This is a genomic window from Flavobacterium sp. GW823-FHT04A11 (assembly GCF_058796535.1).
In genome coordinates, this window is sequence record NZ_CM179503.1 from 1,530,937 (window position 1) to 1,548,921 (window position 17,985).

Here is a 17,985-nt window from a genome sequence, read left to right on the forward strand (position 1 = left end):
TCCCTTTGAACCTTTGTCCCTATTTTTAATGCTCTTTCATTTTCTCGAAAGTAGTAGTCAATGATTTTTTTGCTTTTGCCAAAGCGCCGCTAAAAGCTTTTTCGATTGTATCAGCGTGTTCTGTAACTGTTAGGGGTTGTAGTTTTGCAGTACGAACTTCGATTACGCATTTTTTATCGTTTAAGCTGAATTTCTCTCCGTTTTCATCTCCAAAATGCACTTCAACGCGGGTTATTTTTTCTTCAAAACGAGTCAGGCCTTTTTCTAATTCTTCAGAAAAATAGGCTGCTAATCTTTCGTGTCCTTCTATGTTTTTGTCTGTATTGATTTGAATTTTCATATTGGTTTATATTTAATGATTATTCTCAAAGCTATTTTATTTAAGATGAAAAGCCAAGTGAGTTAGTAAAACATTATGAAAATAATTGACGTTTTTTGAGTATTGTATGTCATTTCAATTCTATGATAAAATCCTATATTTTTTTCAGGAGCTAATCCCGCTATCCGTTTCAATCTTTTGTGTCCGCAGTGGCGGACACAAAAGGATTTCCACTTCTATCGGGGCTAGGGCAATCATTTCCATAACAATATTTCCGTATAGTTTTGTCATTTCGATCCCGAGGCTTCGGGAGAGAAATCACACTAGAAACTCCGTCCCTTATATCATTTCGTACAGAAGTAATCTCCACAATATTTTCAGGCTGAGCGAAGTCAATCCCGAAGCTTCGGCACTTCAACAATAAGCAATTCACAAAATTATGATCTTTTAGATTGATGAATAAATCCTACTAAACAAAGGGTTTATTTGGTATCTTCGCAGTCCTAAAAGTTAAGATTATGAACTCAGAAAAATTTCTTGCCCGTGTGGTATGGTGGCGGTATTGGAAACAACCGCAACGCTCTCTTAACAGCGTAGGACACCTTAGCTACACGGGTTTTATATTTCCTAAAAGTTAAGATTATGAGTGCAAACAGCCTTTCAAAAGAAACAGAATTGCGGTTAAATGAATTTTTCAACCAGGCAATCGATCCTAAAAGTTTCGCAAAAGCAATTCGAAGAGTAAATTATCTTCTTGCCATTTCTCTAATGCGAGAATGCGAAACCCTTCAAATCGACACAAAATCAGTTGAAGACGGTTTTTATTGGCTGAACGAATTAGCCGAAATTTTAAATCCTTATTTTGATGTTGAATAAATTAAAAGCCACTGTAAGAAGTGGCTTTTTTTATTTATAAGATTATTTGTTTGTTGAAAATTGTATCTAAATGATATTGTAAAAAATCTTTTCGTGGAACTATTTGAGCTGAAACTATTTTTTGATTTTCAATTGAACTAAAATATCTGTTGAAGAATTCTGTTCCTTTTTTCTTTTTAAGTGTATCAGAAAATATTATTTCATGATTTGTGTTTATTCCAATCAAACCTTTGTCAAATGCTTTGTCATAAAGCGCAGAGAAACAAATTCCATTTTCTATATTTAATCTTTCATTTTCGTCTTTTGACCATGGAACTATATGACTTGCTAATAGTAATTCGGGAATGTCAATTCCTGTTATTGCACATTTTGTTGAATAGTTTCTTAAAACCATTTTTCTGAAAACACATTGATTTACTCGAGCTTTTATTTCACGAATAACCGTTTCTCCTTTTAAATCTTTTAGATCAAAAAGAATTTCTGCATATTTATTTTCAATCGATGTACTTTCTTTTTGCGCAAGAATTTCTTCACTTTGAAATAATAGTTCATCTCGATTGTTGTAGAATTCATTCCAAATAGATTGAATTTCTTTTCCTCCATTTTTTAAACCTCCAGCTCCTCTTTCTTGATGATATGGATCTACACTAGCAAAATTGGCTAATCTTATTGATATTGAACCAGGAGTCCTGTTGATGAGATTTGCTAATTTAATTACCTCTGGATTTTGATCACTAATTTTTTTATATTCAATTGTAAGATATAAATTGAACGCAACGATGAATTCATCCCGTGTCCAAAATCTACGATCGGTTTGTGGCATTATTTATAATTTGTTTTCAGTAAATATAAATAATAATATGTGATTATAATTCGATAAAAAAAATCTCCGTAAAATAACTCCGCAAGTATTGTTAAATTAATTTTTTAATATCTTCGCAATCCCAAAAAAAAATCCCCGTGTGGTATGGTGACGGTATTGGAAACAACTGTAACGCTTTTTACACGCGTAGGACACCTTAGCTGTACGGGTTTATTCTAAAATGATTTTTTGTTTTTTCTCTTGTCGTTCGTTTATTGCGTTTTCAATTTCAACAATACAGAAATCTAAATTTTTCTGTATCTCTTTAGACCAGAAACGAAGGATTTTCCAATTGTGAGATTCTAGATATGCATTGACCTCTATATCTCGTTGCATATTTCGTTCGATTTTTTTGATCCAATATTCAGGATTTGTTTCAGGCTTTTTTCTGGTTTCCCAATCTTTGCCGTGAAAGAATTCTGAATCTACAAAAATTGCAATTTTAAGTTGTTTGAAAGTAAGATCTGGTTTGCCAAAAACTGTTTTATTATTTTTTCGATATCGATAACCTAAATCCCATAATGCCTTAGCTAAAGTTAGTTCAGCTTTTGTTGCAGTGCTTTTTATGGCACGCATATTTTTGGAGCGTTGTTCTGGCGTGAAGCAGTCCATTTGATTAATTATTAAAGTTTAAATTTAATAATTAATTTGCTTTCAGTATTTATAGATTGTTTAGATAAACTTTTATTATTTTCATTGGAAATCTTATGAACCGATAGAATTTTAGCTATAGATTTAATGAATCAATGAAATCATAATATGAATTTACTTTTTTGAAATCAATTTCATAATTTTCAATGTCAATTTTTCTAACTTCAACAGAATCAATTCCAGCTTCTACTAGCATATTATAAGTTACCATTATGCCCTCTGGGATTTTTAATATATCTCTAAGTATCCATTCTCCTAATTCTTTATTAGGATTACTCATTAATCCTTTACCTTTATTTATGATTTCGCCATTTATTGGTATAAATGAATCTTGACACATACTAGAAACTAATGTCTTTCCATTCGGTAAGTGTAAATTAAATGAAATTCCTGGCTCATTTGGAGGGAAAAAATTTGGAAATTTTCTATGTATTGGTGCTGGAACAGGTATGTAAACCTCATTTATGTCTCTTTTTCTTCCCTTAGCATTCCACTGATTCAAACCGCTGCCCTCAGCGACATCATCGAATCTAGTTGAAAACAATGGAAGTATTACGCATTCATACTCAGGTTTACGATCTTTAATAAAATCTAAATTTGTCTCTTCAAAAATCTTTCGCAAAACTTCATATGGATCATTTAAAATGTCAACTTTTAATTCAACAATATTATGTGTATGAAATCTTTTGAATAAAGTACTTTTACTAATATTGAAATTATATTCATGAATATTGTCACAGAAGGAAATTGAGTTTGGTTTAGGTTTTATTTTAGTAATTTGATCAAGATTTATAAAATTCATTTCTTCTTCAAAAATTAAAAATCTTTCAGCTTCTCTTGCGACGCAATGATATGCTAGTCTATCTATAGAGTGAATTACCTTTGTTGAATCAAGTCTTTTATTTCTTAAAGATGAAATATAGCGTATGAACTCTACAGGATCTTTTATCAAATCATGGTAATCACTTCGATCTTTGTTGAACTCTGCAATCTTCTGGTATGTACTGCCATTGTTATTTAAAAATGTTTTTAATCCAATTCCCATTGAGTTTTTTGAAGCATCGGCGGAGCTATCTCCTCTAGATAAATTATCAGCCTCAAAAGCTTTGCAAAAAATATTTTCCGCAGCTCTATAATATAAATATGGAGTATTACTGTCGGAAAAAAGATTTGATAAGCCTCCAACAATTTTCAACAAATTGTAATATTCCTTTATATTCTCTTTAGGTTGATTGTTTAAAAACATAGTTATTGGATAATGATGTCTATAATGTTTTGTGCTATTCTTTCAATCAATGGTGTTGTTACTGAATTCCCTGCCTGCATGTACAATTTGCTATTAGCAATATTTGGTAAAATAAATTTATCAATTGGATAACCTTGAAATGCAAAGCATTCTTTAGGAGTTAATTTTCTAATACCGTAATCGTCTAAAATTAAAGGTACGTTGTGTCCGCCAGTACCCATATTGGCAGTTAAGGTTGGGCAAACTTGACTTTTATTTTCTCTAACATAAACTCGTCTCCATTGATATATGGTATCTTTTGAAGTCATTGTTTTTTCTAATTCTGGATAATATTGATGATCTTTTTTATAATATAAATTATCAGCTTGTTTTCCTTTTTCTAAAATATCGTGAATAGTTTTAGTTAAAGGTATTGGTTCTGGGAATTTAAAATCTCCATGATTTGGAACTTGTTCCCTATCAAAAGCAACAATAAAAATCCTTTCTCTATTTTGCGGAACATTTGCATGAGTTGAAGAATTTAATATTTTGGTATAAGCTTTATATCCAAGTTTTTCTTCTAATATTTCTAGAATTACTTTAAAGGTTTTTCCTTTATCATGAGAAACTAAGTTTTTTACATTTTCAAGAAAAACAACTTTAGGTCTTTTTGTTTCAATTATTTTTTCTAAATCAAAAAATAATGTTCCTCTAGTATCTTGGAAACCTTTTCTATTTCCGGCAATTGAAAATGCCTGACAAGGAAAACCTGCACATAGTACTTGAAAATCATCAGGAATATAATTCTTAGTACTTTTTTTGGTTATATCACCGAATGGGAATTCACCAAAATTAGCACGATATGTTTTTTGTGAATCGATATTCCATTCACTTGTATACACACATTTTCCATCTACATTTTGTAATGCAATTCTAAAACCGCCAACTCCCGCAAATAAATCAATAAATTTGAATTTGTAATCTTGGGGAGTTGGATATGGAACATTTTCAACTTCATATAATAATTGTTGTATAGCAGAATCAGAAACCAGATTTAATTTTTCTTCTTCATTTTTGTATTCAACAATTTCATTTACGTATTTTATTGCTTCTTCTTCGTAATGTTTTTTAACTCCATTACGTAAATTATGTAGATAATGAGTTACAACAGCTTTTTTATTATCGTCTTCTTCTACGGTTCGAATTTTAAATTTTTTCCCATCGAATTCTTCGATTGATATTTGCTCTTTCATTTTCATTTCTTAAAATTGTTATCGTTAAAAAAAGCTCCAAAATCAGTGTCAAGAGCTGTTATTATTTTTTCTATGATTTCTATTGAAACATTTCGTTGACCTTTTTCTATATCAGAAATGTAGTTCCTGTCAACGTTGGAAATATTAGCTAAATACTCGATTGAGTATCCTTTTTTTTCTCGAAGTTCTTTGACTTTGAATCCGAATTTTTCTTTGATATTCATAATTTATAAAAGTAGTTTCGTGCGTACAATTGACCCGCGTACAATTGGCCTCATTAAATTTTAGTTTTCAACGGGATATTAACTGATTATTTATTCATAAAAAACGCCAATCATTTCTGATCAGCGTTTTATAATCTTTGACGATTTTGCAAGTGAGATTGCTTCGTTCCTCGCAATTACAATATGGTGTGAAATAGTTTGTTATTATTTCTCCTTATCCTTCTTTCCCCACTTAATTTTCATTTTACCTTCATCATCCAGCGCGATTAAATGCAGGACAATTCCGCGGTCGCGAACGGCGTCGCGTTCGGCTTGGCTGGCGAGTTTGGCGTCGTTTTTAGAGTTTCGGAGCGGGACGGTGAGGGCGAGATTGGTGCCTCGGCCAAAAGAATAAATTCCGTTAATGTCTAAGTTGAGCACACTCGAACTGATAATGAGGTTGTTAACATCGATTTGCTCGCCGCGCATGTTGAGGTTTCCAGACAGATCGCTGAAGGTTATATTCTGGACATCGCGAAAAGGAAAGGCAAATTTGCCCACTTTTACAATAGGTTCAAAATTGAGTAAAGCGCCCTGAGTGACTTTAAAATCGAGTTTTCCGTGCATAGAATTGGTCAGTAATTCACCACGGCCGTTGATAAAACCGCTCACATTGGCGTGACTACTCAACCTGCCTTTTATGTTTTTGGGACTAAAAGAAGTGATTCCGAAATTGTTGAACGAAGCTAAAAAACTCGCAATATCAACACTATTTACCTGCGCGTTTGAGACAAAATTATAGTTCTTGCCATTTGGCGAAACGGTGGTATTAAAAGTAATGGTTCCGCCGGAAGTTTGCAGCGAACCGTTTTTAATCACAAGCCTTGAATCAATCATTTGTATCGTTGCTTTTGTGTTGGTTGCCGTTAGTTTATTGTAGTTTATTTTGTCGGCTTTGATGTTGATGTCTACAATGCATTTTTCGATGGCGTTGCGCAATTGGTCAGACATTGAGGCTTTTTTTGCCGTTACCTTCTTTTTTTGCGTATTGGTTAAAACACCCAAAAACTGTTTCAAATCGATATTTGGGCAATAAATGTCCCAATTTACGACCATTTTTTCTGGCGCGTCATAATACAAATTCAGAAAATTGTCGATTTTGCCTTCCAGATAAAAAATGTTTTTGTTGTGTTTATAGGCAATTTTTTTAATCAATAAAGCTTTCTCTGTAAAGTCGAGCTGAACGTTGATTTTTTCGGCATGAAGATTCTTCGGAATAAAATGAAAAGAGGCATCCTTGATATTTACATCGCCTATAAAACGTGGTTTTGTAATGTACAAATCGACAATATCAAACTGAAATTTTAAGTTGGCAGCAGCGTGACCTTCAGTAAAATGAATCCATTTTTCGGTGTTTTCTTCGTTGAGGTTGTCAATATCAAAATCAGAATTTACGATTCCGGTTGCCAATGGTTTTTCTAAATTATTAATAACAGCTTGCGGAATTGTAAGGGGAATATTTTTGTATTTACCCAAAAAGCGGGTTAAAATCACAGCCGAATTTGCGTCGTTAAAACCGTCTTTTGGTTTAAAATTATTGGTAAAAATGCCTTTAAAACTACAATCGGTAATTAATCCGTCTGGAATGCTGACTTCGTTGTTTCTAATTTCTGCCTGAACGACAATTTTCGGATCTCCTTCGGCATTAAAATCACCTTTTATGTCGCAATTCACGTCGATTTCTTTTTTTAAATCAAATCGGTTAAGCTTAGAACTAATGTTTGCAGATAATAAATTGGAAGCATTTTGCCATAAAATGGTCGTTGTAATATTGATTCCGAAAAGTGCGTTGCCTTTGGCGAGGTTAAAAAAAGCAAGAATGTCAAAAGAATCTGTTCCTATTTTGAGGTTTTTTGTAGCAACATCAATTCTTTCTTTTTCATCAGAATAAGAAACGGCAAAACTGCCTTCGAGTATTTTTTGTTTCGCAAAACTTCCGTGCACGGTATTAAAAGCCAGACTTTTGATATTGGTTTTCAGGAAAACATCGGTGTGCCAGTCATCTCCATGAAAATCGACTTTCGATTTTAAACTTTCGATATCAAAATCAAATAATTTGTGTCCAACGTGATTGTCTAAAGTAAAATGAACGTTGTTGAGATCAACCTGATCTATGGAAGTTTCGGTTTGAGATTTATCTTCGGGCGATTTTTTCTTCTTTGGTTTAAAAATATTAGCGTTCGAATAGCCATTTTCGGCTTTATAAACATACACATCGGCTTCGTTTATGAGCATTTTGTGAATGTTGATTTCGTTTTGAATTAAACTCCAAACATTTAAACGCACTTCTATTTCATTGGCTTTCAGTAAAGTATGTTTGTGAATATTCCACTGATTGTCTTTGATTTCGACATCTTTTAAAGCTAAAGTAAAGTTGGGAAAACCGGTTAGAAACTTATATTGAAAATCGCCAACATGAAATTTTCCGTTGATGTTTTCATTAATCTTGGTGTTGATTTTGGCAATGATTTCGGTTTTATTCTGATTAAAATAAAGCGATAATGCGCCGGAAGCAATAAGCACAAACGCAATGCATCCCAAAATAAAAAAGCCAAATCGTTTGGCATATATTTTAAAATGAGAGGATTGCAAAAAGCTTTTTATGTGGTGTAAAAGTGCTTTCATGAATGCCGTTTCTGGAATATTAAAGGTAAGGTAAAAAAATGACGTTATTTTTAAAATTATAACGCTTAATATTATATAAGTTTAAGATTACAATTTAAAAACATGGGATTAATATAATAAATGACAATGCATTTATAATGAAAACTAATTTGTGAATGGTGTTTGAATGGTTTTTAATTTTTAAATTTGTACTGTAGTTTGAGATTTAGTTCAAACGATAAATTTAAAATAAGGAAATTATGGCATTAGCAATAACAGATGCTACTTTTGACGAAGTAGTTTTAAAATCAGATAAACCAGTAATGGTTGACTTTTGGGCAGCATGGTGCGGTCCTTGTAGAATGGTTGGTCCAATCATTGACCAAATCAGCGAAGAATATGCAGGTAAAGTTGTGGTTGGTAAAGTAGATGTAGATGCTAACCAGGAATTTGCTGCAAAATATGGTGTGCGTAACATACCTACCGTTTTGGTTTTTCATAACGGTGAAGTAGTAGGTAAACAAGTAGGAGTTGCTCCGAAACAAACTTACGCTGATAGCTTAGACGCTTTGTTGTAATCGTAAGATTATGATTTATATAAAAAAGGTTTGACGAAAGTCAGGCCTTTTTTATTGGGGTAAAGTTTTGTTTGCCACAGATTATATAGATTAAAAAGATTTTTTTGCCACGAATTGCACTAATTTTCATGAAGTTATTTTTTGCCACAGATTAAAGGATTAAAATGATTTTTTTAATCTGTGAGAATCATTTAATCTGTGGCTAAATTTTTGAGCGGTTTCAGAATAATAATTCGTGAATTGCTTCGCCTATTCGCTATTGCTCGGGTCGTGGCGAACTTTTTTAATTTCCGGCAAACTTTAAAATAAAAGTAGTTCCTGAATCTTGCTGAGATTTTACTTCGATTTTGCAATTTATAGCCGTTGCCAAATCCCGAATCAAATGCAATCCCAAGCCAGATTTGATTCCGATAACTTGTGAGTCGTCGTAAAGGGCTTTGAATTGTTCCTGAGTTCCGCCCGAGCCGTTGTCTGTAATCGACAGATAAGTTTGGTTATTTTCCTGCCAGGCTTTCCAGATTATTTTTCCGTTTGAGGTTTTATCCAATGCTTTTATGGCATTTCCGGTTAAGTTTCTAATGATGGTTTTCAGGTAATTTTCGTCTGTTTCTAAAATAACATTCTGAGGATTTTCAAATGAAAGTGCTATGTTTTCTACACTTGAGAAATGTTTTTGCGTTTCATCAAACAAATCCGCAATCGCTATTTTTTGAGAATGCGGTTTAAAGTTTTCCATTTGGCCTTTGCTCCACAATAAAATATCTTCCATCGACGATAATAGATTTTCGGCTCCTGAAATTACTTTTGTCTGCATTCTTAAAGCGGTGGCTTCATCAATCAATTCAGGATTTTCTTTTTGAAGATGCAGAAAGTGAATTAAATTCGAAACCGGACTTCGTAAATCATGATTTAAAATTCCAAAAAAGCGTGCCTTGATTTTATTGGCTTCGTCCAATTCCTGATTTAAAAGCTGTAATTTCTGATTGGTTTTTTTTCTGTTTTGATTCTGCCTGAAAAGTAATAATCCAATAATTCCAACGAGAATAATTCCCGAAATTAAATAGAAACGCTGCTTTTTGGCATCGGCAATCTGAATGTTTTTAATGGTATTTTGAGCCGAAAGGTTTTTTATTTCCTGTCCTTTGGTTTTGTTTTGATAACGCGCTTCGGCATTGGCAATATTTTGTTTCGCCGATTCCTGCATTATTTCATCATTATATTTACTGTATATTTCGTTATAATGAAACGCTTCCTGCCAAAGTCCCAAAGCGGCATAACTTTGTGCTAATTTTTTATTGATAATTACATAGGATTCTTTATCATAAGTTAAAGCGTTTTTTGAGGCCAGTTTCAGGGTTTCAATGGCTTTTTTATAGTCTTTTTTCTCATACAAAACCCTTCCCATTATGGTGTTGGCTTCCATTAGAATTTCTTCATCATTCGATTTTTCTCCCAGTAAAACGGCTTTTTTAGCATATTTATAAGCGCTGTTCAATTGGCTTTGATTCGCATAATATTCTGCTACATTTCTATTGGCAAAACTCAAATTAAGAAACAAGGAATCTTTTGAGGTTGGATAGGTATAAATTAAGCGATAATACTTTTGAATGCTGTCAAGTTTTTTCTGATTTACAAAACACTGCATATAATAATCGCATAAAAAAGCACTAACATACGGGGAGTTTTTTACATACTGTTTTGCCTCGTTTAAGTATTCGATTGCTTTGTTATATTGCTTCATTTTGATGTAAGCGCTTGCAATCTGGCTATACGAAACCCCGATATTTTCATCATTTACATCATCTTTCGGAATCAGTTTTTTATACGTTATCGCTTTTAACTGATAACCAATAAACGTTTCATATTCTGATTTGTCAAGATAATATTCTCCAAGGCTTCCGTTAAGAACAGCCTGAGTGTAAGTGCTTTTTGTGGTGTCCAGTACTTTTTTGATGTAGCCTATTAACTTTTCTCTTTTTGATGTAGCGTTAAGGGAATAGTAAATATAATTGAGCCGCATTAAGGCAGTAGTTTCATTTTTAAGATGTTTAGAACTTTTGGCATATTTCCAGGAAAGTTCATAATTCTCTAATGCTTTTTGATATTGATTGTTGCTAAATTCATAGGCAACTCCCTGATAAAGATAAAACCGGCTTAAATAGGCCGGATGATTTTTAGCCACTTCAATTCCTTTTTGCGTAGCAATTATAAGTCTGGGATAATCTTCAGCGTCTAAAAGGTCATTAGTATATTTTAGCCATATTTTGACTTTTTCATCCGGACTTTGATAGCGTGCTAAATTAGGTTCTTGTTGTGCAAAAACCAGAATTGGAAAGCAATACAAAAACAAAATCCAGATTTGTTTCATGCCAGAAGGTTTAGGTTTTCCTTATAACTTCTGCCAACGGGAATCGAAATATTATTATTGAGCAGAATTTCAGAAGAATTTATCTTTTGGATAAACTGTTTCTGCACCGCAAAACTTCGATGAATTCTAATAAAAGACTGAAAATGATTTTCCTTCAAAAGATTGCCGATGCTCGATAAAACGCAATGCCTTTTTTTATCTGTTATAATTAAGGTATAATCTTTTAAAGCTTCGAGATATAAAATTTCATGCAATTTGACTTTCGTCTGTTCGTGTCCTTCCTTAATATAAATAGTATCGCCGCCAATGCTGGCTTCAAAAAGCAATGCTTTGAGTTTAATTTCCATAAACTCCTCAATGCGACTTACCGTTTGTGTAAAACGATCGAGTTTTAAAGGTTTTACGATAAAGTCGAGGGTTTCTATCTGAAAACTTTCAACGGCATGTTCAGGATGTGCGGTTATAAAAATACAAACCGGAATTTCAAGTGCTTTTTTTCTAAACTCGATTCCGCTTAAACCCGGCATATCAATATCCAGAAACAAGATATCTATTTTTTCTTTTTCGATAAACGGAAGCGCATCTTCTGCCGATTCAAAAACACCTACAATGTCGAGAACAGGAAATTTTTTGGCAAACGAAACCACCGTTAACCTGTCTATTTCATCATCATCAATAATAATACAAGAGTATTTGTTAGTCATTATAAGTTGATTTTACGTCGTCTGTCTATTTAAAATGTCGTCTGTCTATTAGCTGTTTTCAGGCCTGTTTTAATCACGCAAATTTGTCCTGTAATTAATTCATCAGCCAAAAATAAACAAAATTTTTACTTGGATGGCTATTACAAAAATAATGTTATTGAACTAAATAAGAACCAATTAATAAAATTTTAAACTCAATTATTATGAAAAATTTAAAAACCATTCTAACTCTTTTTTCTATCGCAATTTTTGCCATTTCATGCAGCAGTGATGACGGCGCTGACGGAACTAACGGAGTGGATGGGAAACCGGGAACGGCAAACGTAATTTACAGCGCATGGTTAACAGCTCCAACGGCTGTTGCAGAAACCGTAGATGGAACTTCGGGAATGTCTACTACGATTAATGCCCCTGAATTATCAGAAGATATTCTTTCAAAAGGAACCGTATTGGTTTATGTTTCTTTTGGATCAGGAACTTATACTTTGCCTTACACATCAACTGCAGGTGGATTTGCTAATACAATTACAGCTATTTCTACTTTAAAGAAAATCAAATTATTCAGATTTAGACATGACGCCGGAGGAACTGTAAATCTTCCAACAACGCTTAGCTGGCGTTATATTTTGATTCCGGGTGGAGTTGCCGCTGCGACATCAAAAGCTGTAAAAACAGATTATTCTAAAATGAGCTACGAAGAAGTTTGTGCACATTTTAACATTCAGCAATAAATAAAAATAGCAATAAAAACCAAATAAGAACCAGGTAAATAATATTATTATGAAGACTTTAAAAACCATTTTAACTCTTTTTACGATCTCCATTTTTGCAGTTTCATGCAGCAGTGATAACGACAAATCGGATTCGGTAAAATATAACGAAGAAAATCCTCTTGACGCGTATATGGCAGGTTCAGGATTTAGCCAAAAAGCGGTAGATGTAAAAAACTCAGGAATTTATGAGTACGGTTTTAGCTTTAAACCAACTGTAACCGGAAAAATTAACTCTTTGATTGTGAAAATTCCGGATACAAACCCAACTTTGAGAATTACCTTATGGGATGCTGCAACAAAAACAGTAATTAAATCTGAAACTATAAATGTAACTACAGCAAATGTTAGTATAGAAAAAGCCATCACGCCAATTGCTTTAACAAAAGACAAAGAATACTTTTTTACAGTAAACAGCGATGACTGGATTAACAGAACAAAAACTGACGGATCTGCGGCGACATATCCTATCGTAGCCGGAAATATTACTATTACAGGTTATGCATATATTTCAAGTACAGCGGCAGAAACTCTTTTCCCTACAAATGCCCGCAATACTTATTACGCAGGAGATATGACTTTTAAATTTCAACAAACCGAATAATTTTTGATAATTTGATTTAGTACGTTTGAAAAAAGGTTTGACGCAAGTCAGGCCTTTTTTTGTTTTTGCCACAGATTAAAAAGGATTTTTTTTCACGCAGATTTGGCAGATTAAAGCGGATTTTTGATATGACTTATAAATAAAAATCTGTGCAAATCTGCTTAAATCTTTTACAATCTGCGTGAAAATTTAGCAACTATCCAAATAAATATTCGCGAAAATTCGTGAAATTCGTGGCAAACTTTTTTTATTTTTACGAATCTTATATTCTCTAAAAATGAAAATCTTCTACAGCTTTCTTTGCCTTTTTACGATCGTAACAATTGGTTTTTCTCAAAAGCAAAAAGAAAGCGTTCTTTTAGAAAATGGCGTTTCAGAAGAATTGGCTATTTTTCGGAAGCAGCAAATCTCGAGTGTAAATTACGAGCTTTTGTTTGAAATTCCAGAGAAGAAAAATGATGAAATCAACTCCAATTTAACTGTTGATTTTACGTTGTCTGATTTAAGCGAGCCTTTGTATTTAGATTTTAAAGAGAATACCCAAAACATAAAATCTATTGAAGCCAACGGAAAAAATATTGCCATTGTACATGAAAAAGGGCACATTATTATTCCTGCTGAAAGCTTGATTTTAGGCAAAAACAAAGTGACAATTTCGTTTATCGCCGGCAATTTATCCTTAAACCGAAACGATGATTATTTATACACTTTATTGGTTCCCGATCGTGCGAGTACGTTGTTTCCGTGTTTTGATCAGCCGGATATAAAAGCCACTTATCAATTAAGTTTGACGGTTCCGAAAGACTGGTCTGTTTTGGCTGGAGCCGAAGTAAAAGATAAAATTGAAAAAGGCGAATTTATAAATTACACATTTGCCGAATCAGACAAAATTAGTACCTATTTGTTTTCGTTTGTTGCCGGAGAATTTAAAACCGTAACTCAAAAACCGGGAAATCGCGAAATGACCATGTTGTATCGTGAAAACAATGCCGAAAAACTCCGAATAAGCACGGATACGATTTTTAATTTACATCAGGAATCTTTAGAATTTTTAGAAAAATATACCAATTATAAATTCCCGTTTCGGAAACTGGATTTTGCTTCGATTCCTGAATTTCAATATGGCGGAATGGAGCATGTTGGCGCCATTCAGTACAGAGAATCGGCTTTGTTTCTGGATAATACAGCAACTGATGAATTAAAATTAAGCCGCGCCAAATTAATTGCTCACGAAACTTCGCACATGTGGTTTGGCGATTTGGTGACGATGAAATGGTTTGACGACGTCTGGATGAAAGAAGTGTTTGCCAATTTTATGGCAGACAAAATCATGAATCCAATTTTTCCGAAGATCAATCATAATCTGCAGTTTTTTACAACGCATTATTCCGGGGCTTTCGCCGAAGATCGGTCTTTGGGCACACACCCGATAAAACAGCATTTAGCCAATTTGAAAGATGCCGGTTCCCTTTATGGAAGTATTATTTACAATAAAGCGCCTATTATGATGCGTCAATTGGAAGCCACAATGGGAAAAGAACCCTTTCAAAAAGGAATTGAAAAATACATTAAAAAATACGCCAACGACAATGCCGACTGGAATAATCTCGTAGAAATTCTGGACGCAGAAACGCCGCTCGACATGAAAAAATGGAGCGAAGTCTGGGTCAACAAATCCGGAAGAGCCATTTTTACAGACAAAATAGAATACGATTCAAAAAACCGAATCAAGAAGTTTGAAATTTTGCAGCAAGCAGAAGACAAATCAAAGAATATCTGGCTTCAGGTTTTTCAGATTGGTTTGGTTTATAAAGATACTGTCAAAGTAATTGATGTTGCTGTAAACGATAAAAAGACCGTTTTAAAAGAAGTAATCGGGCTTGAAAAACCGTTGAATATCATTTATAATTATAATGGTTTTGGATACGGCGTTTTTCCGCTTGACGGGGATAATTTAAAATACATTGCAAATTTGAAAGATGAGGTTGCAAGAGCTTCTACATATAGTAATGTTTATGAAAATACCTTAACGGGAAATGTTGCGCCGAATAAAGCTTTTGATTGTTTTTTAAACGGAATTCAACACGAAGAAAATGAATTGGTTTTAAAAATACTGACAAATAATGCGAGTGCTGTTTTTTGGAGATTTCTAACCGAAAAGCAGCAAAATGCAACTCAGAAACAATTTGAAGATATAGTTTATAATCGCCTGCAAACCAATTTGCCAGGAAATATTAAAAAGACATTATTTAATTTATTCAGCTCAATTGCGTATTCGTATTCGGCGAAAGCCAAGTTATATCAAATCTGGAACAAAGAAATTGTGATTCAAAACCTGAAATTTAACGAAGATGATTACACCAATATAGCGATGAATTTGGCTATCTTTAAGCATGAAAAAGCAGATGAAATTTTAACGAAAGCACAAAAAGCGATCACAAATCCGGACAGACAAAAGCGATTTGAGTTTTTATTGCCTTCATTATCAAAAGAAGAATCGGTTCGCGACGCTTTTATGGAATCTTTAAAAGAAGAGAAAAACAGAGAAAAAGAATCGTGGGTTTTGTCGGCTTTAGGTAATATTCATCATCCGTTGCGTCAGGAAAGTGCTCAGAAACATTTGAGATTTTGTTTGGATTTGACAGATGAAATTCAGCGAACCGGCGATATATTTTTCCCAAAAGACTGGCTAAGCGGAACAATTGGCCGTTATAGTTCGAAATATGCTTTTGATGAAGTACAGCGATTCTTAAAAGAAAACCCTAATTTTAGTCCGATATTAAAACGAAAATTATTTCAGGCGACAGACGCTTTGTATCGCGCACAAAATATTAAAAAAGAAACCGAATGAAAATTGAAACGGAAATAGAGAAAGTCTCGAGTTTTCAGCATCTTGAAATGCTGGCAAATCAGGTTGTAGAAGGTTTTATATCCGGAATGCACAAAAGTCCGTTTCATGGATTTTCTGCAGAATTTGCTGAACATAAAGTATATAACGCCGGAGAAAGCACGAAACATATTGACTGGAAATTGTTTGCCAAAACAGATCGTTTGTACACCAAACGTTTTGAGGAAGAAACCAATTTGCGCTGTCATCTTATTGTCGACAATTCGTCGTCAATGCATTATCCGGAACTAAAATCTGGTCAGCCTTTTTATGAAAAGAAGATTGGTTTTGCGGTTTTGGCATCGGCAGTTTTAATGAATATTTTAAAGAAACAGCGTGATGCAGTTGGTTTAAGCGTTTTCTCAGACAGTTACGAATATTACGCTCCCGAAAAAGGAAGTGATCGCCATCACAGAATGCTCCTTAATAAGTTAGAGCAGTTGTTAGAACAGCCAAAAGTTAAAAAAAGTACTGATACAATTACCTATTTGCATCAAATTGCAGAGAAAATGCATCGCCGTTCGATGATTATTTTGTTTACGGATATGTTTCAGTCTGAAGATGATGAGAAGTTATTTAACGCTTTACAACATTTAAAACACAACAAGCATAAAGTGGTTTTATTTCATGTTGTGGATAACGAAACAGAGCTTAAATTTGACTTTGATAATACCCCAAGAAAGTTTATCGACTTAGAATCTGGCGAAGAAGTATCTATTTTTGCCGATAATGTAAAAGCAGAATATGAAAAAAGGACAGAAGACTACTTTAAGAAACTGGCTTTAACCTGCGCAAAGAACCAAATCAAGTACGTTCCGGTGAATGTAGGTGACAATTTTGAAAAAATTCTGACTACATATTTAGTTGAAAAACAAAACTTTGGGTAAGGATTTAAAAATATATTTAATTTTTTTTATAAAAACACTTGCAGAAATGAAATTCTGTACTATCTTTGCAACCGCAATAACGCAGAGGTTTGGTAGTTCAGTTGGTTAGAATACATGCCTGTCACGCATGGGGTCGCGGGTTCGAGTCCCGTCCAGACCGCAATATTGGGAAAAGCCTTTCTGTTAAGAAAGGCTTTTTTGCCCAAAAACGGTATCTAAGATTAGTTGTGTTGTTTGCTACGAATTTGTAACTCGTAGCTGGTTTAGTAGTTAGACCAATGAAAAGCTTTCCACTTTTGTGGATGGCTTTTTTGATTTAAGGCACTTTTGATTTTTGTCTTTAACCGCAAAGACGTTAAGATTTACGCAAAGTCCGCAAAGTTTTTTAAGCTTTGCGGATTTTTTGTTTTTAATCGGGTGTAATTTTCAGTTAAAAAGAAGAAAGTTCCGTGTTTTTAATTGGAATTTAGAATTTGGAGGATTGGAATTTATTTAAAATCAGTAGATTAAAAATTTCTCAATTTTAATTCCTAAAAACCCTTGCAGAATCCAAGTTCTATTGTATTTTTGCAGTCACAATAACGCAGTTGGTTTGGTAGTTCAGTTGGTTAGAATACATGCCTGTCACGCATGGGGTCGCGGGTTCGAGTCCCGTCCAGACCGCAATATTGGAAGAAGCCTTTCTTAACGGAAAGGCTTTTTTGTTTTATAGCCTTTCGGCAAATTAAAATTCTTTAAAATTCCAAATTCCAATTTTTAAGCTTTCAAATTTTTGTTTTTGCACTCATTGTATTTAAAACATAGCCCGAGGTTTCAACCTTGGGAAACGTATTGTGATGATTTGTTTATGCAATGTATGGTGTTCCAATGCTTGAAACCATTGGCTATGGTTTTGATGAGGTTTGGGGATTATGTTTCGTTATATTTAAAACACAGCCCGAGGTTTCAACCTTGGGAAACGCATTGAGATGATTTGTATTGAGACAATGTATGCGCTCCAATGGTTGAAACCATTGGCTATGGTTTTGATAAGCTTTAAGAACTTTGCGGTTAAATCTACACAATCCAGCTTTGGAATTTGGAATTTCAAAATATTGAGATTTAGTTTTTTTAATTTCCCTACATTTATATATC

15 protein-coding genes and 2 tRNA genes are annotated in these 17,985 nt (G+C 33.6%); 8 read left to right on the plus strand and 9 right to left on the minus strand.

What is annotated here, in order from left to right; genetic code table 11:
• Positions 1-25 precede the first annotated feature (25 nt).
• Positions 26-340: an HPF/RaiA family ribosome-associated protein gene (locus AC3QL1_RS06690; RefSeq protein ID WP_042563342.1), complete on the minus strand. Its 315-nt coding sequence runs from the start codon at positions 338-340 to the stop codon at positions 26-28.
• A gap of 621 nt (positions 341-961) precedes the next feature.
• On the opposite strand from AC3QL1_RS06690, the gene AC3QL1_RS06695 reads away from it, so the two are divergent.
• Entirely contained in the window at positions 962-1,195 is a 234-nt protein-coding gene (locus AC3QL1_RS06695) for a hypothetical protein (RefSeq protein ID WP_492496205.1), read from the plus strand.
• 34 nt (positions 1,196-1,229) lie between these two features.
• Here the strand turns inward: AC3QL1_RS06695 and AC3QL1_RS06700 are convergent, their stop codons facing one another.
• The 6 genes from AC3QL1_RS06700 to AC3QL1_RS06725 form a co-directional block, all read right to left on the minus strand.
• Complete coding sequence (locus AC3QL1_RS06700; RefSeq protein WP_492496206.1) at positions 1,230-2,018, minus strand: HNH endonuclease; 789 nt, start codon at positions 2,016-2,018, stop codon at positions 1,230-1,232.
• Positions 2,019-2,228: 210 nt separating this feature from the next.
• Positions 2,229-2,669 carry a very short patch repair endonuclease gene (locus tag AC3QL1_RS06705; protein ID WP_492496208.1) on the minus strand — a complete coding sequence of 147 codons (441 nt, stop codon included), beginning with the start codon at positions 2,667-2,669 and terminating at the stop codon, positions 2,229-2,231.
• Between the two features lie 115 nt (positions 2,670-2,784).
• Positions 2,785-3,954, minus strand: coding sequence for a restriction endonuclease (locus AC3QL1_RS06710; RefSeq protein WP_492496210.1), 1,170 nt, complete (start codon positions 3,952-3,954; stop codon positions 2,785-2,787).
• A 2-nt stretch (positions 3,955-3,956) separates the two neighbouring features.
• Positions 3,957-5,186: a DNA cytosine methyltransferase gene (locus AC3QL1_RS06715; RefSeq protein WP_492496212.1), complete on the minus strand. Its 1,230-nt coding sequence runs from the start codon at positions 5,184-5,186 to the stop codon at positions 3,957-3,959.
• A gap of 2 nt (positions 5,187-5,188) precedes the next feature.
• The gene (locus tag AC3QL1_RS06720; protein ID WP_492496214.1) at positions 5,189-5,410 is read right to left on the minus strand and encodes a helix-turn-helix domain-containing protein; all 222 of its coding nucleotides are present in this window, start codon (positions 5,408-5,410) and stop codon (positions 5,189-5,191) included.
• A gap of 204 nt (positions 5,411-5,614) precedes the next feature.
• Positions 5,615-8,074 carry an AsmA family protein gene (locus AC3QL1_RS06725; RefSeq protein WP_492496216.1) on the minus strand — a complete coding sequence of 820 codons (2,460 nt, stop codon included), beginning with the start codon at positions 8,072-8,074 and terminating at the stop codon, positions 5,615-5,617.
• Positions 8,075-8,313: 239 nt separating this feature from the next.
• Here AC3QL1_RS06725 and trxA point away from each other — a divergent pair, with 239 nt between their 5' ends.
• The gene (trxA, locus tag AC3QL1_RS06730) at positions 8,314-8,631 is read left to right on the plus strand and encodes a thioredoxin (RefSeq protein ID WP_041516662.1); all 318 of its coding nucleotides are present in this window, start codon (positions 8,314-8,316) and stop codon (positions 8,629-8,631) included.
• Positions 8,632-8,914: 283 nt separating this feature from the next.
• Here the strand turns inward: trxA and AC3QL1_RS06735 are convergent, their stop codons facing one another.
• Both AC3QL1_RS06735 and AC3QL1_RS06740 read right to left on the minus strand, forming a co-directional pair.
• Entirely contained in the window at positions 8,915-10,999 is a 2,085-nt protein-coding gene (locus AC3QL1_RS06735) for a tetratricopeptide repeat-containing sensor histidine kinase (RefSeq protein ID WP_492496218.1), read from the minus strand.
• The gene (locus AC3QL1_RS06740; RefSeq protein WP_492496220.1) at positions 10,996-11,703 is read right to left on the minus strand and encodes a LytR/AlgR family response regulator transcription factor; all 708 of its coding nucleotides are present in this window, start codon (positions 11,701-11,703) and stop codon (positions 10,996-10,998) included. The genes AC3QL1_RS06735 and AC3QL1_RS06740 overlap by 4 nt, the downstream gene beginning before the upstream one ends.
• A 203-nt stretch (positions 11,704-11,906) precedes the next feature.
• Between AC3QL1_RS06740 and AC3QL1_RS06745 the strand changes: the two genes are divergently transcribed.
• From AC3QL1_RS06745 to AC3QL1_RS06770, 6 genes are all read left to right on the plus strand, one after another.
• On the plus strand, positions 11,907-12,434 hold the full coding sequence (locus AC3QL1_RS06745) for a hypothetical protein (protein ID WP_492496222.1): 528 nt from the start codon (positions 11,907-11,909) through the stop codon (positions 12,432-12,434).
• 49 nt (positions 12,435-12,483) lie between these two features.
• Positions 12,484-13,077 (plus strand): hypothetical protein, encoded by a 594-nt coding sequence (locus tag AC3QL1_RS06750; protein WP_492496223.1) that lies wholly within the window; start codon positions 12,484-12,486, stop codon positions 13,075-13,077.
• Positions 13,078-13,354: 277 nt separating this feature from the next.
• Entirely contained in the window at positions 13,355-15,928 is a 2,574-nt protein-coding gene (locus tag AC3QL1_RS06755; RefSeq protein WP_492496225.1) for a M1 family metallopeptidase, read from the plus strand.
• Entirely contained in the window at positions 15,925-16,851 is a 927-nt protein-coding gene (locus AC3QL1_RS06760) for a DUF58 domain-containing protein (RefSeq protein WP_492496227.1), read from the plus strand. The genes AC3QL1_RS06755 and AC3QL1_RS06760 overlap by 4 nt, the downstream gene beginning before the upstream one ends.
• Before the next feature lie 86 nt (positions 16,852-16,937).
• Positions 16,938-17,011, plus strand: a tRNA-Asp gene (locus AC3QL1_RS06765).
• A 429-nt stretch (positions 17,012-17,440) separates the two neighbouring features.
• Positions 17,441-17,514 (plus strand) — tRNA-Asp (locus tag AC3QL1_RS06770).
• Positions 17,515-17,985: the final 471 nt, after the last annotated feature.

Coding starts and splice junctions, on each gene's coding strand:
- AC3QL1_RS06735 (WP_492496218.1), bottom strand. CDS start 10,999: ATGAAACAAATCTGGATTTTGTTTTTGTATTGCTTTCCAATTCTGGTT.
- AC3QL1_RS06695 (WP_492496205.1), top strand. CDS start 962: ATGAGTGCAAACAGCCTTTCAAAAGAAACAGAATTGCGGTTAAATGAA.
- AC3QL1_RS06715 (WP_492496212.1), bottom strand. CDS start 5,186: ATGAAAGAGCAAATATCAATCGAAGAATTCGATGGGAAAAAATTTAAA.
- trxA (WP_041516662.1), top strand. CDS start 8,314: ATGGCATTAGCAATAACAGATGCTACTTTTGACGAAGTAGTTTTAAAA.
- AC3QL1_RS06700 (WP_492496206.1), bottom strand. CDS start 2,018: ATGCCACAAACCGATCGTAGATTTTGGACACGGGATGAATTCATCGTT.
- AC3QL1_RS06745 (WP_492496222.1), top strand. CDS start 11,907: ATGAAAAATTTAAAAACCATTCTAACTCTTTTTTCTATCGCAATTTTT.
- AC3QL1_RS06690 (WP_042563342.1), bottom strand. CDS start 340: ATGAAAATTCAAATCAATACAGACAAAAACATAGAAGGACACGAAAGA.
- AC3QL1_RS06755 (WP_492496225.1), top strand. CDS start 13,355: ATGAAAATCTTCTACAGCTTTCTTTGCCTTTTTACGATCGTAACAATT.
- AC3QL1_RS06740 (WP_492496220.1), bottom strand. CDS start 11,703: ATGACTAACAAATACTCTTGTATTATTATTGATGATGATGAAATAGAC.
- AC3QL1_RS06710 (WP_492496210.1), bottom strand. CDS start 3,954: ATGTTTTTAAACAATCAACCTAAAGAGAATATAAAGGAATATTACAAT.
- AC3QL1_RS06750 (WP_492496223.1), top strand. CDS start 12,484: ATGAAGACTTTAAAAACCATTTTAACTCTTTTTACGATCTCCATTTTT.
- AC3QL1_RS06705 (WP_492496208.1), bottom strand. CDS start 2,669: ATGGACTGCTTCACGCCAGAACAACGCTCCAAAAATATGCGTGCCATA.
- AC3QL1_RS06725 (WP_492496216.1), bottom strand. CDS start 8,074: ATGAAAGCACTTTTACACCACATAAAAAGCTTTTTGCAATCCTCTCAT.
- AC3QL1_RS06720 (WP_492496214.1), bottom strand. CDS start 5,410: ATGAATATCAAAGAAAAATTCGGATTCAAAGTCAAAGAACTTCGAGAA.
- AC3QL1_RS06760 (WP_492496227.1), top strand. CDS start 15,925: ATGAAAATTGAAACGGAAATAGAGAAAGTCTCGAGTTTTCAGCATCTT.